The following is a 14,211-nucleotide window of genomic DNA, read 5'->3' on the forward strand; positions in this document are numbered from 1 at the left end:
CACTGCCCTATCAAACGGACACAAAAAAGGATGGCAACGCTCCATCCTCTCTCAATTTTATTTGTCGATTTGATTAACGCAGGCCATGCAGAAATTCAGCACGGGTCGCAGGATTGCTCTTAAAAATGCCACCTAATGCTGTGGTCGTCGTTTCGCTGGTGGCATCCATTACACCGCGTGATTTTACGCAGTAGTGCGTCGCATCGATGGTTACCGCTACATCGTCAGACTCAAGCAATGTTTGCAAAGCAACAAGGATTTGTTGGGTCATGCGCTCTTGAACTTGAGGGCGTTGCGCGAAGAAACGAACAATACGGTTGATCTTAGACAGGCCAATGATCTTACCGCGAGGAATATAAGCAACAGCGGCTTTACCGTCGATCGTCACAAGATGATGTTCACACGTGCTAGTTACGGTGATGTCTTTCACGCGAACCATTTCGCTCACGTTCATCTTGTTTTCGATAACTGTGATTTTTGGGAAGTTGGCGTAATCCAAACCAGAGAAAATCTCGTCCACGTACATTTTTGCAATGCGGTGTGGCGTTTCCTCTAGGCTATCATCCGTAAGGTCGAGCTGAAGCAGACCAAGAATCTCACGCATGTGGTATTCGATCTTTTCCTTCTTCTCTTCACGGCTAACGGCATTAGGGCGCATTGGTGTTTCTAATCCGCGTTGCTCTAGCGCTTCTTTTACTAACTTCGCTGACTCGCTAAGACCTGACATTCCACTTCCTCTTTTGTCACTACTACTCTCGGCGTGAAATACAATCATCGTGTTTTCATACCGTTAGCGTAAAAGTCGCTCAGTTCGATGTTTATAACGCCAAGGCAGATAACAAGAATACACTGAGCTATTTTTTTCATGTTCCGTTAGAACTTTACCCCTTTCGGATGGGTGACAAGGATACTCGGGTTTTTGAATAATTACATCCATATTTTATTGATGGTCATTCTTACTCGGTCCCCTTTTTATGGTAAAGTTGCCACAAAACAAAAGAACATAGGATTATCTCAATGGGCTGCTGCGACGCTCCTGGCTTGATGCCAATTGAAGAGGCAATGGACAAAATGCTATCGCGAATCAAACCTATCCAAACAACCCTTTCCCTTCCTCTTTCCGACGCTTTAGGTTGGGTATTGGCGGAAGACGTTTTATCACCGATCCATGTGCCACCTTTCGATAACTCAGCGATGGACGGTTATGCCATTCGAATTCAAGATCTAGAAACGTCAACAGTATTACCGTTGGTTGGTAAATCCTTTGCAGGTCAGCCTTTTGAAGGTGAATGGCCTCAAGGTTCTTGCATTCGGATCATGACGGGTGCAAAAGTCCCACAAGGCTGTGACGCAGTTATCATGCAAGAAAACACCGAAGTGACCGATGCGGGTATCCAGTTCAATCAAACCGAAGTGAAGCCGCAAAACAACATCCGCCCGACTGGTGATGACATCAGACAAGGCGATATTGTGTTAGCAAAAGGGGCACGCTTGACCCCTCGTGATATTCCAATGATTGCGACTCTTGGCATAAGCCATGTCACCGTCGTACGTAAGCCTAAAGTGGCATTTTTCTCAACGGGTGACGAGCTTAAACCATTAGGTGAGCCACTAAAAGCAGGTCAAATCTACGACAGTAACCGTTACGGCATTAAGCCTCTCATCGAAAACTTTGGTTGTGAAGCGATTGATCTTGGCATTATCCCCGACTGCCCAGAAACACTAAAAGCGACATTTGAAAAAGCACAAACTTTGGCAGACGTGGTTGTCACTTCTGGCGGTGTGAGCGTTGGTGAAGCGGATTACACCAAAGACATTCTTGAAGAGCTTGGTGAAATTGGCTTTTGGAAGCTGGCGATTAAACCAGGCAAACCCTTTGCGTTTGGTAAGTTGAGTACAGCGTGGTTCTGTGGTCTACCAGGCAATCCGGTTTCTGCCGTATTGACCATGTATGTGCTTGTGCAGCCGATGCTGGCGAAACTGGCAGGACATACTGGCTGGAAAGCACCAGAATCTATCCCTGCAATCACTAAAACCGCATTTAAGAAAGCGCCTGGTCGTACGGATTACCAGCGCGGTATCTACACCTTTAAAGACGGTAAGTTTGTCGTTGAAACCACTGGCAACCAAAGCTCTGGCGCGTTCCGCTCAATGAGCTTGGCCAACTGTTTTGTTGTGTTGGAACGTGAACGTGGCCGTGTAGAAGTTGGCGAAACGGTTCAAATCCAGCTGTTTAACTCAACATTATACTAGGAACGCACCGTGGATATTCTTTCCGATCAAGAGATGCTGCGCTACAACCGCCAGATCATTCTTCGCCAATTCGATTTTGAAGGGCAAGAAGCCCTCAAACAAGCCTCTGTACTTATTTTGGGGGCAGGTGGTTTAGGCTGTGCTTCTAGCCAATATCTTGCAACCGCAGGTGTCGGTACTATCACGCTGATTGATGATGACATCGTAGAGCTGTCTAATTTACAGCGCCAAGTGTTGCACCACGATGCGGATATTGGCCGTAAAAAAGTGGACTCAGCCGCCGAAGCTTTGCGGGAACTAAATCCTCATATCGAGGTAAACACCATTGCTAAACGCCTCGACGATGCTCAGCTTCAAGCCTTAATCGAGCAACATACTGTGGTGGTCGATGCTTCTGATAATGTCGATGCGCGCAACCAGTTGAATCGACTTTGTTTCGCGACAAAAACGCCACTCGTGTCTGGCGCAGCCATTCGCATGGAAGGCCAAGTCAGTGTGTTTACCTACGATGATCCAGCCCAGCCTTGTTACCAATGTTTGAGCGCCCTATTTGGCAGTGGTACATTAAGCTGTGTTGAAGCTGGCGTGATGGCCCCAGTGATAGGCATTATCGGCGCGATGCAAGCGATGGAAACCATCAAAGTGATCGCGCATTATGGTGAGCCTAAGAAAGGCAAAATTCTCATGCTCGACGCGCTTAATATGTCTTGGCGAGAAATGAATTTGATGAAAATGCCTGCCTGCCCTGTGTGTAGTTGAACTGCATTTTCATTTAATAAGTAAATGATTTACAACAAGCTCAACGTAACGTTGGGCTTTTCTTAACTCATCCTCGCCGCTCACCATTGACCTAGCATGTGCTATAATCGAAACCCTCACCCAAATTGCCAACATCAACTTTGGCGTGTCTTCTTCCACCACATTATTTATGTTTATACCAACAAGCACTCGCGTTTATCACGCATTGGGAAGCAAAAAAGGCGAAGTTAGTTGAAAGAAAAGTCTAACTTCTGAGTTCTATATTTTCAGAAGAGATAATAAGGAACACCGTATGACACAACCGATCAAAATTACGCTTTACCGCTGGGCTGGTAGCTGGGGTCCATTTAAAGTAAGTATCCCATGTGGTGAATGTACATTAACCAAAGATATTTTGACTGATACTTTTAAAAACGAACTCGCTGATGTACCAGTAGAGCTTGAAGTTAAAGATTGGTTGTCATGTTGGTGGGAGCCACTAAAAGCAGGCGCATGGCATGCTCCGATTCTTCTTGTAGAAGGAAAGGTGATCAGTCAAGGGGAAGCGCTGAATCGAGGCGTGCTAGTACAGTCTGTCATCACAGAGTGGGTGAAACGTGACAAAGTAAAAGGTAGTGTGGTTTATGGTAAAGCCACCTGTCCGTACTGTGTAAAAGCCAAACAATTACTTGATGATGCTGGAGTTCAGTACGAATATCATGATGTTGTCAAAAACAGTGCAGCTTTATACCGAATGATCCCAGAAGTAAAAGCCATCATCGGTGAGAAGACACCAGTGACGGTTCCGCAAGTGTGGTTGGATGGACAATACATTGGCGGTGCTGAAAGCTTGGAAAAGTGGCTAACAGCAAAGGGGTTAGATAAAGTACCGAATAATGTGGTAGAGATACCGAACCAATCGGCGTAGCGATATATGCTCAACAAACAGTAAAAAGCCCTGATTTGTAATTGAACTGACCCCCAATAGTTGGACACCAATTATTGGGGGTCTTTTTATGTCCAAATATAGCCGCGAGCTAAAATGTATCATTGCTAAACAATGCTTAGATGGTGCGTCATCTCGCTATTTAGCAAAACAATATTCAATGTCTTCAAGACAGATACGGTATTGGGTTCAAGTCTTTGTCATCCATGGTGCTGATTCATTTTTACCAACTAAGCATGCTACTGCTCAGGAAAAACGAAAAGCATTGAATTTAATGTGGACGAATGATTGGTCTCTCACGCACACTAGCGCAGTATTAAACCTCTCATCCCCGGGGATACTCTCTGTCTGGCTCAAAAGATTTAATGAGCTCGGTATCAAAGGGCTCAAAATGCGCCAGAAAGGAAGACCCTCAATGAAACAGCAACCTCAACGTACCACTAAACCTGATAATGAAATGACACTTGAGGAGCTAAAAGAGGAGTTGGTCTACTTACGAACTGAGAATGCCGTTCTAAAAAAGTTGGAAGAGTTGGAGCAGGAAAAAAACCGTCGAACAAAGAAAAAGCGGTCATAGCTCTAACTCTTAAAGGCAAGTACCCGTTGAAGCACTTACTGCACACTCTACAGTTGGCAAAAAGTGTCTTCTATTATCAGGCCCAAACGAGTAAGCGCCCAAATAGCTACGAACGTGAGCTGCGTTTGATAAAGTCAATTTATCATGAACATAAGGGTCGATACGGCTACCGCCGTATTCACTTGGAACTAAAAAATCAGGGGGTTATGCTTAATCACAAAACGGTTCAAAGACTTATGGCTCAGCTCAACCTTAAATCGACGGTCAGGGTTAAAAAGTATCGTTCATACCGAGGAGAATCTGGAACAGCAGCTCCCAACATGCTTGAAAGAGATTTTAGTGCGACTCAACCCGATGAAAAATGGGTAACAGATGTCACGGAGTTCAAAATCAAAGAGCAGAAAGTATACTTGTCTCCCGTTGTCGACTTGTTTACTCAGGAAGTGGTTGCTTATAGAGTGGCCAAAAATGCCTGCTTGCCGCTTGTCACGGATATGCTGACGGAAGCTATATCAACGCTTAAACCCAACTCAAAACCAATTATACATAGCGATCAAGGTTGGCAATATCGCCATCGACAGTATCAGAAAAAGGTAGCGGAGAATGGGTTAACGCAAAGCATGTCGAGAAAAGGTAACTGCTTGGATAATGCTGTTGCTGAAAACTTTTTTGCTTTACTCAAAACAGAGATGTATCACAACCAAAGTTTTGAAGATGCAGATGCTCTGATAGAACAAATTAAAGAATACATCGAGTACTACAATACCAAGCGTATAAAAGTGAAACTAAAAGGCCTGACTCCGATAGAATATCGAACTCAGGCCTTGAAAGCCGCTTAACAGAAATGTCCAACTTTACGGGGTCACTTCAAATCAGGGCTTTTACATTAATTCGCCAGTTTTTTCATCATACGAGCAAAAAATGAGGCTTTTTTCTTCTTCGTTTTACCTTTACCGTAAAGCGCTTTGTGCATCGCGTCTCGTGCAATCATCTGGCCAATATAAGCACCACCAAGTTCATTACCCATGACCTTCTCCTGAATGTATTGACTTAACTATGTTGTAATATTACACCACAAACAAGCAAAAACAAGACTCAAATCACATTTTATGTGTAATTAACTTTCAAAATACGGTGCTAGCGCTATGTATTACCGCTTTGGTTGCTGATAGGTTTTGCCCGCCGCTGAGTAAGTGTCTTTCTGCTTGATTTCGAAGAACGTTTCGAAGAACCATGCAGTAAACTTAATCAAGTGATCGCCTTCATTCATGACATGCTCAACATACTCTTGGTCCTCTCCAGACTCATCCTCTTGGTGCGTTATGTGATAAATACGTTTTTCACCTGCAACGTCGGCAAGACCAAACTGTCCGGTTAGAGATTCCGCCGCTTGTGCAACTTCTTCTTCCTCACACGCTTTCAATAATTCAAGCGCCTTAGCGAGGCTTTCTTGCTGGATAATTTCTTTTACCAGTGTTTCAAATTCGTTCTGTTGCATTTTTTCACCTAACGGTTAACGGACAGTCTGTCTGCATATATTATGTTGTTGTGCATTTTAGGAAGGCCCACCTTTCCTTGCAAGCATATTCAACTGGAAGTTTCAGCTTGAATTGATCCAGAAGCTCTACGCACTTAGTTTCTGGTAAGTGCCAATATAAAACGCTATGCAAACCGCCACTAAAAAGATTACACATCAAAGGTATCAGCTAAAACGACAGGCAGTAGTGCAACAATGGCAAAGGTCTTTAACAAAAGTTGAAAAATCCGTTTTAGTAGCCGATGGAGCATTGCAAAAACTGATGGAAATGGGGTGCGATTACATTCAAGGCTATTTCTATTCACGCCGCACAATCAAAGAGGCCAAGCAATGCTTGACCTCTTGGCGCGACTAAATTCGAGTAAGACCGCGTTATTTATAACACTGTTTTTTCTTCATCGTGTAATAGCTTTTCCAGTTCATCTCTATTCGCAACAAATGTCGCCATCTCTTTTTTAGCAACAGAGCTCGCCATTGGGATATTGGCACGCATTGCGTCAACCGGACGACCATACTCAATCAATTCGTAGTGAAGGTGCGGACCAGTCACTCGACCCGTTTTCCCAGATAGACCGATCCGTTGACCACGAGAGACTTTTTGACCTTTCTTCACCAAAATCTTACTTAGGTGTAGGTAACGAGTTTTGTACTTGCTGCCATGCTCTACAACCACATAGTTACCCGCATAAGGGTGTTTACGCGTCATGACCACTGTCCCATCACCTGTTGAGACAACTGGCGTCCCTGTCGGTACTGCGAAATCGGTACCATTGTGCGGCGCGACTCGTCCTGTGACAGGATGTAAACGGTTAGGATTAAAACTGGAACTCATACGCCAACTGCGGCTGACAGGATAACGTTGAAATGCACGTTGTAAGCTCTCGCCTTTCGCATTGTAGAATTGCCCATCGGTGTGAAGGTAAGCCGTGATTTCACGACCACGATTATAAATTTTAATCGCTTCAATTTCATTCTTACCTGTTGGTACACCGTTAATATTCTGCACACGTCGAACGACTTCAAATCGGTCACCAGCACGAAGGTCGCGACCGAAGTTTAACTGTTCTTTCAGCAAGCCGACGACTTGGCTAATTTCCGCAGAAGTGAGTCCTAAACGGCTAGCAGAAGAAGAGAAACTTCCTTGGATAACACCAACTAAAGGTTCTTGGCTCCAAACACCCGGGATTGAGATATCGGTAAAGTCATAGCTACCATCACTATTAAGTTGGTAAACCACTTTATCTGCAATAGAGAATTGCAGCTCCATTTTCTTTAAGTCACCGGTTACGTCATCACGCCAAAAGCGCAGCGTGTTGCCTGGTTTTAGCGTATCAAGCGCAAGGTAGTTTAAATCCGTTTCCATCACTTTCATTAATGAACTGTAACCAAAACCGAGCTGACTGAAAATGCTGCTCAGGTTATCACCTGATTGGATCTGATATTCAAAGTTCGGAGGGATGGCAACGTCAGCAGTCGTCGCATCAAGAATGTTTTCAACGACTTGAGATTCAGGCAAGTTCAACGCGATGGTTTTGGTTAAAGATGACTCTTTGAGAGAGTGAGAAATACCAATAGCGACTAGAACAGGCAAGGAGTATACCAGAAGTGCTCTACGACTTTTTAGATTCGTCAACCGTCTTGTAATTTCATTTGTAGACACGGGAATTACTATCTCCTTTCAAACAAGAGGCATAGCTTATGCATTCCCGCATAAGAAATCACTATCAAATTTCGAGATCTGGCACAGAAAACACTGAATTTTTACAGAAGTCAAAAAACAACCATCACTGTTGCATATTCAGATTGTTCTCTGCTCGCTTTAATATGGCCGATTTTAATTGATTTGGCACCTCTGCCATTGCTTGTTCTTCACCGTGAGCTAAGTAAGAAAAAGTGATTGTCACGTCATCGCGCCACGCTAACTGGTTAAGTTTAATACGATCGCCAACAAAAATACTATCGACTAAAACAACTCGGCTGGGTACTGGGTCAAATTTGAATAATCCCACATAGTAAAATGCACCACTCCCTTGAGTACTGACAATCATCGGAGCCGTTATCCAATGTATATCGCTGATTTCACGTTGAGCAATAAACGCTGTCGGAACGATAACCTGCCCTTGAGTTGCACCTGCGTCATACTGACCAATCAGATAACCGTTGTCTTTGTCCCACTCTTCAAGAAACGTCACGGCTCCTTGTTCAGGCACTTGGAGTGTCCAAGGGTTTCGTGACGAAATCCCTAACACCTCTTGTACAATCGCGTTAGTGTGAATCTCCACTTGCGGAAACTTAGCCATAATCTCTTCATCGGACAAATTAAAACGATAAACGCCTGCGACCACAACTACGACTAATAGTACGATAGGAATGAGAAGAATAAGTGGAACTGGCAGGATTCTTTTACGAGTCATGAAGACTTCCTTGTTTCTACGGTAGAAATAACAGATAAGTATATCACTACAAATAAACAGATCACTTTAAGATGTAAGCTCCAGAGCACTAAACCAAGCATCAAGTAGTGATTTAGGTATGACTGACGAAAACCAAAAATGTCACCCTCTTATTCCCGTCAAGGGTTTCAAAATTAAACTAAGCTGACTATAACCAAACGACTTGTAGACGCCTCATTCAGAACTGGTGACTGACACTTCTTCAAGCGTCTCGCGATGATTGGGTATATTGGAGAAACGATAGGTAATAACGATGACAACAACTATCCATACTTGTGAATGTGCCTGTGGCTTAGTCGAGATACGCTGTAAAGGAGAACCTATCCATACATCGGTCTGCTATTGTTTTGAATGCCAAAAGCGCACCGGTAGTGTGTTTGGTGTTCAAGCACGGTTTGAAAAAGAACGCGTGTCGCTAAATGGTGACGTGACTCGCTACATCAGAGTTGGAGACGATGGTAGCGAGGCTCAGTACGAGTTCTGCCCATCCTGTGGAACAACCATGCGCGTGTTACTGTCTGCACTACCAAATATTAGTGTCATTCCTATTGGGCTCTTTACCGATAAGGAGTTTCATGAACCAATAATCTCTATCTATGAGCAACGAACTCATGGCTGGGTAAGCTTCGAATGTACGATGGAGCACATCGAATAAGTTTTCTACACCCACAACCTCAGACACAGGGGCAGAGCCTAAATGGTTTATTAAAATTGAGTTTTTTGAGGGGGATCAACCAAGTTACACTGTAAGGGGGTTTCGTAACTCTGTGTGAGCGCTATAATCGGCGCCTAACATTTGGTGGGGTTTTATTGTGATTTCCAGACTTCCTCGTTGGGTGGAATATGGCGCCTTTCTACTCGCCCTTCTCGCGGGCTGCGTCAATGCCGTTGGTCTCCTCGGCTTTCAACACCAAGCGATAACACATCTTTCGGGAACCGTAACTCAGCTAGGGAACAACTTACTGACCGGTGCAGATAGCTCCATTCACCTGCTCTTCATCGTGTTCAGTTTCCTGATCGGTGCGGCATTCAGCGGCTTTTTTATTGAAAGTAGTGCTCTAAAACTAGGACGCCGATATGGTGTCGCACTTTGCATCGAAGGTAGCTTACTTCTGCTCAGTTTAGGTTTCCTGATTGAAGGAAATATGTATGGTCAATACTTAGCTTCTGCCGCATGTGGTTTGCAAAACGCAATGATTACGACGTTCAGTGGTGCTGTTGTCAGAACCACACACATGACCGGAATCATCACCGATTTGGGCATCATGATCGGAGAAAGTTTGAGAGGTCGCCAATTTGACCGGCGTAAGGCCAAGCTATTCTTGTTCATTTTCTTCGGTTTCTTATTCGGTGGTGTCGCTGGTGCCGCATTGTTTGTTGTGTACGGATTGTATACTTTGATATTTCCTGCGTTTTTAGCGTTTACAACCGCATTCATTTACTGGACTTATCTGTACATATTGAATCGCCAACAAAAAGCATAGAATCGCAGACCGATTAAAGCACTTTGTTCAATCGGTTTCTTACCTTTTTACAATACCGACATCGTGGCAATACGATTTTTGGCGTACTGAACCATTGAAATAATTATATATAAAACATAAGGCTAACAAGATAAATCACGGCAAGGTTAGTAAGACCAACATCACATTTTATCGCCGTTTTATTATTCTAATCACACGGCTTCGCAGCACTCTCTGCACAGTCGGCCTCTCGCGCTACAATTTTCTAACACTAACAACATCATCATATACATAATGATATTATTTGACCAATTACCCGACAAATCGGCTGAATAACTAGATGTACTTAATGAATAGTATTGCAAGAGAGACTTTTTGCGGGTAACCTCCGCATCACTGTGATTAAATACGGATGTTTAGTGAATATTTATGTCATGGAAATGGCGAGTATTGATTAGTAGTAACACGAGAAAACTATGAATAACACCACTAATACTACTGAGGCACCTAAGGGCAACTTTTGGATATTTTTTATCCCATCCCTAATTGGTCTTCTGCTCTTCATGGCGCCGATCTCTTACGATGGCGGCCTAACGATTCCTGTTGCTATCATGGCAAAAGTCATTCCGGCATTTCTAGGCGATACGTTAATCGCTATCGTTACCACCATTATCGCTTTCATGGCGGTCGCGTCTGTTCTTTGCAAAATTTTCAAGCCGGCAGCGATCCTACGTAACGGTTTTTTAAATGGCCTTTTTAACCCATCTCCATTGTGGCTTGTTGTTCGTCTAATCGGCGGTGTAGCCGTGTTGATGACCTTCTTCCAAGTTGGTCCACATGCGATTTGGGAAGAGAACACTGGAGGCCTTGTTCTGACAGGTCTTTTGCCTACTTTATTTGCTGTATTCATTTTCGCAGGTCTATTGCTACCGCTTCTTCTAAACTTCGGTCTACTAGAACTGCTTGGCGCAATACTAAGTAAAGTAATGCGTCCTATTTTCAATCTACCAGGCCGCAGTGCGATTGACTGTATGGCTTCTTGGCTGGGTGATGGCAGTGTTGGTATCCTTTTAACTAGCAAACAATACGAGAATAAGTTTTACACTCAACGTGAAGCGGCCGTTGTAGGCACTACGTTTTCAGCAGTATCGATTACGTTCAGCTTAGTCGTTATCGCCCAAGTACAGCTAGAGCACTTGTTCTTACCTTTCTATGGTGCAATCTGTTTAGCAGGCATCGTCGCAGCAGTCATCATTCCTCGTTTACCACCATTGAGTCTTAAAAAAGATCACTATATTGATGGCAGTAATCCAGACAAAGACGTGGATGCAATACCAGAAGGTCATACGACGTTTTCTTGGGGGTTAGATTTAGCATTAAAACGTGCAGGACAGGTGGTCTCTGTTCGGTCTGTTTTCAAAGAAGGCGTGCACAACGCTGTCGACATGGTATTTGGTGTACTTCCTGTAGTCATGGGCCTTGGTACCGTTGCGTTAGTCGTAGCTGAATACACCTCAGTCTTCGAGATCCTTGGCCAACCATTCATTCCATACCTAGAGCTACTGCAAGTACCAGAGGCGGTCGCAGCATCACAGACTATCGTGGTGGGCTTTGCAGATATGTTTATCCCCGCCATTCTTGCAGCGTCAATTGATAACGAAATGACTCGTTTTGTGATCGCTGCAATGTCAGTGACTCAACTTATCTACATGTCTGAAGTTGGAGCATTACTATTAGGCAGCAAGATTCCAGTAAACATCGTAGAGTTGTTTGTTATCTTTATTCTACGTACGCTCATTACCTTGCCTGTGATTGCTGGTGTTGCCCATCTCATCTTTTAATTAAAACAAGATGAAACCATAAATTTGATCAAATTGAGGAAACAGCGAGCTTAGGTTCGCTGTTTTTGTTTGTGGTTTAAGATAAATATTAAATATAAGGTCCGTTCAAACGTGGGTAATCGTGACTATTCACCGTTAGTTACCCGTCAGGATGTCAGCTGTTACGAGGCCGTCGCTCGTGAGAGTAATGACGCTTTAGGACGATAACATCTCGGTATCAACGACCTCTCTTATCGATATAACCACCAGCATGGAAGGAAAACAACCCTAGTGGGCAGAACCTCGATTGGCGTACACCACCGATTTTAATACAAAACCGCATTGTTCTTTGAACATGCAGATTTTTTATTGTAAAACAATAGAATTACTCGAAACAAAACCTTTGGAACTCGACTTTGGATAACCCCAAAACTTACATTTTGGTCTTCGGCGGTTTAAGTGCTTTACTCCTTCTGCTTTTAATATGGGGTAAACCCACTAATGAAGAAACAGTCTCAGCGACCGTCCTCAGTAACACTTTAACCGACTCTTTAGATGGTCAACGCCGTTATCTCACTATTAACGCCTCTGAGATAAAGCAGCAACGAGTGATCGTCCCTATCTCTGCTTCTTGTCCGGTTGGCTCTACCGCCACATTTCACCAAACAACAAGTTCCAGTTTTTATCAATCTCTTTCATTCGTTAGCTGTAACTAAAGAAAGCATTGAAATCACTTTTAAGGTGAATTATGACCTTGATGCCCTGACTGTTACCCACTTCTCGACTCGGTGAGATAAACACACCACAAATTTGCAGGCTTTCAATACGTTGCCGAGTTCTTATGCGAGATTGGGAAGGTCCGCTTGTGTTTGATTGGGTTCTAGTATGAAGGATGAGAGTTACCTCTAGTTTCTTTGATTACGGATGTAGCATCTTTAATCAGGGTAACTCTCTTCTTTCAAATTGAAGTGTCGGCTCTAGTCTCAACTAATGTATTTGAGATAAACGAGTTGATAATCCAATTATTTCTTCATCTCCTGATACATAACTTCAACCAAATCACCTTTCGGATCGCCAGACAATTCCCAGGTAAAAATGCCACCGAGGTTAGCCTGTTTCGCCCAATTAGCTTTGGCTTTGATCGAACGTTGATTTTCATAAGAGATAAACACTTTCTTTTCAGGGTGCCACAAGTAAGGCGCTTGTGATTGCTCATCATACTTGTACTCATACCCCTGCTTGTCACTGTAATTCTTCATCAGATCCCAGAACATGAAGTAACCATTTTCGCCAGTACCGAATTGGGCTCCTTGCTCAGAAACAAGATCTTGCGTGGGGAGGCCACCCGAAAAATCTTTCGTACCTTGCCAACCACGGCCGTAAAATGCCGCACCAATCACCAACTTCTCACTTGGGATCCCAAGTTCAATCATCTGATTAATAAAGACGTCTGCGCCCATTCCCCACCAACTGCGCTCAGTCGCGTGCAAATTGGTGGTATGCCCGGTTTGTTGTCCCCAACCACCTAAAAAATCATAAGTCATCGCAAACATGTTGGTCAGGTACGGCTCCGCCGCTTTCCAATCGATACCTGCCGCTTTTGGACCAACGCCCACCGCCGTAGAAAGCTCGTATTCACGCTTGGTTTGATTTGTAAGCTCATCCAACTCACCACGCATGGTTTTAACTAAATAGGTAAACGCATCACGCTCAGACGCTTTTTGTTCATCAGAAAGCTTGGTATCTGGGTTCCAAGGCGACGTTGTTAAACCACCACCACCTGGGTATTCCCAATCCAGATCAATACCATCAAAGAAATCATATTGAGCAATCAACTCAACCGCACTTTTCGAGAATTGATCCATCGCTTGTTTGTTCTTCGCCATCGCATGGAAAGGCTCCGACATTGTCCAGCCACCAAAAGAAGGGAGAATTTTGAGATCTGGATGTTGTTTCTTCATTTCGGCAAGCTGAGCGAAGTGGCCTTTGTATGGCGCGTTAACTGAGACATCGCCAAAGTCCTTTTCTAATGCCGCTTCGGTATCGACAATGATCGCCGTATAAGGATCTTTTCCTTCACATTGTTTGGCAATCAGTTTTTGCACCGTTTCAGAAGCACCAGTATGAGGACCGCACATACTGAGAAACGCGTAAATCACGTGCGTCAGCTTATCGGCGGGAATATCTTTCACCGTGTATGGGTTTTCTGCGTTTGCGTACTGCCAATCCGCAAAGTAACCCGCTACGACTTTTTGCTCGGCGTGAGCCGCACCAGTAAGCCCGACAAGCAGGGCTGCAAGAAGTGTCTTTTTCATTGTATTCTCCAGAGTAGATGTACAAATTTAAAGCTACTCCTAGAGAATATTTTTAACTTGAAAACGACATCAGGCTGCGAGTCATTTATAACTCCTCGCAGCCTGATTG

Annotated in this window: 16 protein-coding genes; 10 read left to right on the top strand and 6 right to left on the bottom strand. The window is 44.0% G+C overall.

What is annotated here, in order from left to right:
* Positions 1-73: 73 nt before the first annotated feature.
* A complete protein-coding gene (gene folE / locus ATG66_RS04615; RefSeq protein WP_098414179.1) occupies positions 74-727 on the bottom strand; it encodes a GTP cyclohydrolase I FolE in 654 nt (217 codons plus the stop codon).
* Between the two features lie 290 nt (positions 728-1,017).
* Here folE and moeA point away from each other — a divergent pair, with 290 nt between their 5' ends.
* The 5 genes from moeA to ATG66_RS04640 all read left to right on the top strand — a co-directional run bounded on the left by moeA (position 1,018) and on the right by ATG66_RS04640 (position 5,353).
* On the top strand, positions 1,018-2,253 hold the full coding sequence (gene moeA, locus ATG66_RS04620) for a molybdopterin molybdotransferase MoeA (RefSeq protein WP_098414180.1): 1,236 nt from the start codon (positions 1,018-1,020) through the stop codon (positions 2,251-2,253).
* Positions 2,254-2,262: 9 nt separating this feature from the next.
* Positions 2,263-3,012 (top strand): molybdopterin-synthase adenylyltransferase MoeB, encoded by a 750-nt coding sequence (gene moeB / locus ATG66_RS04625; RefSeq protein WP_098414181.1) that lies wholly within the window; start codon positions 2,263-2,265, stop codon positions 3,010-3,012.
* Positions 3,013-3,304: 292 nt separating this feature from the next.
* The gene (locus tag ATG66_RS04630; protein ID WP_098414182.1) at positions 3,305-3,919 is read left to right on the top strand and encodes a glutaredoxin; all 615 of its coding nucleotides are present in this window, start codon (positions 3,305-3,307) and stop codon (positions 3,917-3,919) included.
* A gap of 88 nt (positions 3,920-4,007) precedes the next feature.
* Complete coding sequence (locus ATG66_RS04635; protein WP_098414183.1) at positions 4,008-4,514, top strand: helix-turn-helix domain-containing protein; 507 nt, start codon at positions 4,008-4,010, stop codon at positions 4,512-4,514.
* Entirely contained in the window at positions 4,511-5,353 is an 843-nt protein-coding gene (locus tag ATG66_RS04640) for an IS3 family transposase (protein WP_143699671.1), read from the top strand. Before ATG66_RS04635 ends, ATG66_RS04640 begins: the two co-directional genes overlap by 4 nt.
* A gap of 47 nt (positions 5,354-5,400) precedes the next feature.
* On the opposite strand, the gene ATG66_RS04645 is transcribed toward ATG66_RS04640, so the two are convergent.
* A complete protein-coding gene (locus tag ATG66_RS04645; protein WP_098414185.1) occupies positions 5,401-5,541 on the bottom strand; it encodes a hypothetical protein in 141 nt (46 codons plus the stop codon).
* A 123-nt stretch (positions 5,542-5,664) separates the two neighbouring features.
* Positions 5,665-6,012, bottom strand: coding sequence for a hypothetical protein (locus tag ATG66_RS04650; RefSeq protein WP_098414186.1), 348 nt, complete (start codon positions 6,010-6,012; stop codon positions 5,665-5,667).
* Between the two features lie 166 nt (positions 6,013-6,178).
* Between ATG66_RS04650 and ATG66_RS04655 the strand changes: the two genes are divergently transcribed.
* Entirely contained in the window at positions 6,179-6,406 is a 228-nt protein-coding gene (locus ATG66_RS04655) for a hypothetical protein (RefSeq protein WP_098414187.1), read from the top strand.
* A gap of 21 nt (positions 6,407-6,427) precedes the next feature.
* Here ATG66_RS04655 and ATG66_RS04660 read toward each other — a convergent pair whose 3' ends face one another.
* Positions 6,428-7,711 (bottom strand): peptidoglycan DD-metalloendopeptidase family protein, encoded by a 1,284-nt coding sequence (locus ATG66_RS04660; protein ID WP_098414188.1) that lies wholly within the window; start codon positions 7,709-7,711, stop codon positions 6,428-6,430.
* 124 nt (positions 7,712-7,835) lie between these two features.
* Positions 7,836-8,465, bottom strand: coding sequence for a hypothetical protein (locus tag ATG66_RS04665; protein WP_098414189.1), 630 nt, complete (start codon positions 8,463-8,465; stop codon positions 7,836-7,838).
* 292 nt (positions 8,466-8,757) lie between these two features.
* On the opposite strand from ATG66_RS04665, the gene ATG66_RS04670 reads away from it, so the two are divergent.
* The 4 genes from ATG66_RS04670 to ATG66_RS04685 all read left to right on the top strand — a co-directional run bounded on the left by ATG66_RS04670 (position 8,758) and on the right by ATG66_RS04685 (position 12,503).
* A complete protein-coding gene (locus tag ATG66_RS04670; RefSeq protein ID WP_098414190.1) occupies positions 8,758-9,159 on the top strand; it encodes a GFA family protein in 402 nt (133 codons plus the stop codon).
* Between the two features lie 157 nt (positions 9,160-9,316).
* Positions 9,317-9,988, top strand: a complete 672-nt coding sequence (locus ATG66_RS04675; protein WP_098414191.1) for a YoaK family protein — start codon at positions 9,317-9,319, stop codon at positions 9,986-9,988.
* Positions 9,989-10,443: 455 nt separating this feature from the next.
* Complete coding sequence (locus ATG66_RS04680; protein ID WP_098414192.1) at positions 10,444-11,808, top strand: YjiH family protein; 1,365 nt, start codon at positions 10,444-10,446, stop codon at positions 11,806-11,808.
* 395 nt (positions 11,809-12,203) lie between these two features.
* The gene (locus ATG66_RS04685) at positions 12,204-12,503 is read left to right on the top strand and encodes a hypothetical protein (RefSeq protein WP_098414193.1); all 300 of its coding nucleotides are present in this window, start codon (positions 12,204-12,206) and stop codon (positions 12,501-12,503) included.
* Between the two features lie 306 nt (positions 12,504-12,809).
* On the opposite strand, the gene ATG66_RS04690 is transcribed toward ATG66_RS04685, so the two are convergent.
* Entirely contained in the window at positions 12,810-14,102 is a 1,293-nt protein-coding gene (locus tag ATG66_RS04690; protein WP_098414194.1) for a glycoside hydrolase family 18 protein, read from the bottom strand.
* Between the last annotated feature and the right edge of the window lie 109 nt (positions 14,103-14,211).

The organism is Vibrio sp. ES.051 (assembly GCF_002563795.1).
In the GTDB taxonomy this organism is placed as follows: Bacteria; Pseudomonadota; Gammaproteobacteria; order Enterobacterales; family Vibrionaceae; genus Vibrio.

Coding starts and splice junctions, on each gene's coding strand:
- ATG66_RS04670 (WP_098414190.1), top strand. CDS start 8,758: ATGACAACAACTATCCATACTTGTGAATGTGCCTGTGGCTTAGTCGAG.
- ATG66_RS04680 (WP_098414192.1), top strand. CDS start 10,444: ATGAATAACACCACTAATACTACTGAGGCACCTAAGGGCAACTTTTGG.
- ATG66_RS04650 (WP_098414186.1), bottom strand. CDS start 6,012: ATGCAACAGAACGAATTTGAAACACTGGTAAAAGAAATTATCCAGCAA.
- ATG66_RS04635 (WP_098414183.1), top strand. CDS start 4,008: ATGTCCAAATATAGCCGCGAGCTAAAATGTATCATTGCTAAACAATGC.
- folE (WP_098414179.1), bottom strand. CDS start 727: ATGTCAGGTCTTAGCGAGTCAGCGAAGTTAGTAAAAGAAGCGCTAGAG.
- ATG66_RS04645 (WP_098414185.1), bottom strand. CDS start 5,541: ATGGGTAATGAACTTGGTGGTGCTTATATTGGCCAGATGATTGCACGA.
- ATG66_RS04655 (WP_098414187.1), top strand. CDS start 6,179: ATGCAAACCGCCACTAAAAAGATTACACATCAAAGGTATCAGCTAAAA.
- ATG66_RS04665 (WP_098414189.1), bottom strand. CDS start 8,465: ATGACTCGTAAAAGAATCCTGCCAGTTCCACTTATTCTTCTCATTCCT.
- moeA (WP_098414180.1), top strand. CDS start 1,018: ATGGGCTGCTGCGACGCTCCTGGCTTGATGCCAATTGAAGAGGCAATG.
- ATG66_RS04630 (WP_098414182.1), top strand. CDS start 3,305: ATGACACAACCGATCAAAATTACGCTTTACCGCTGGGCTGGTAGCTGG.
- ATG66_RS04690 (WP_098414194.1), bottom strand. CDS start 14,102: ATGAAAAAGACACTTCTTGCAGCCCTGCTTGTCGGGCTTACTGGTGCG.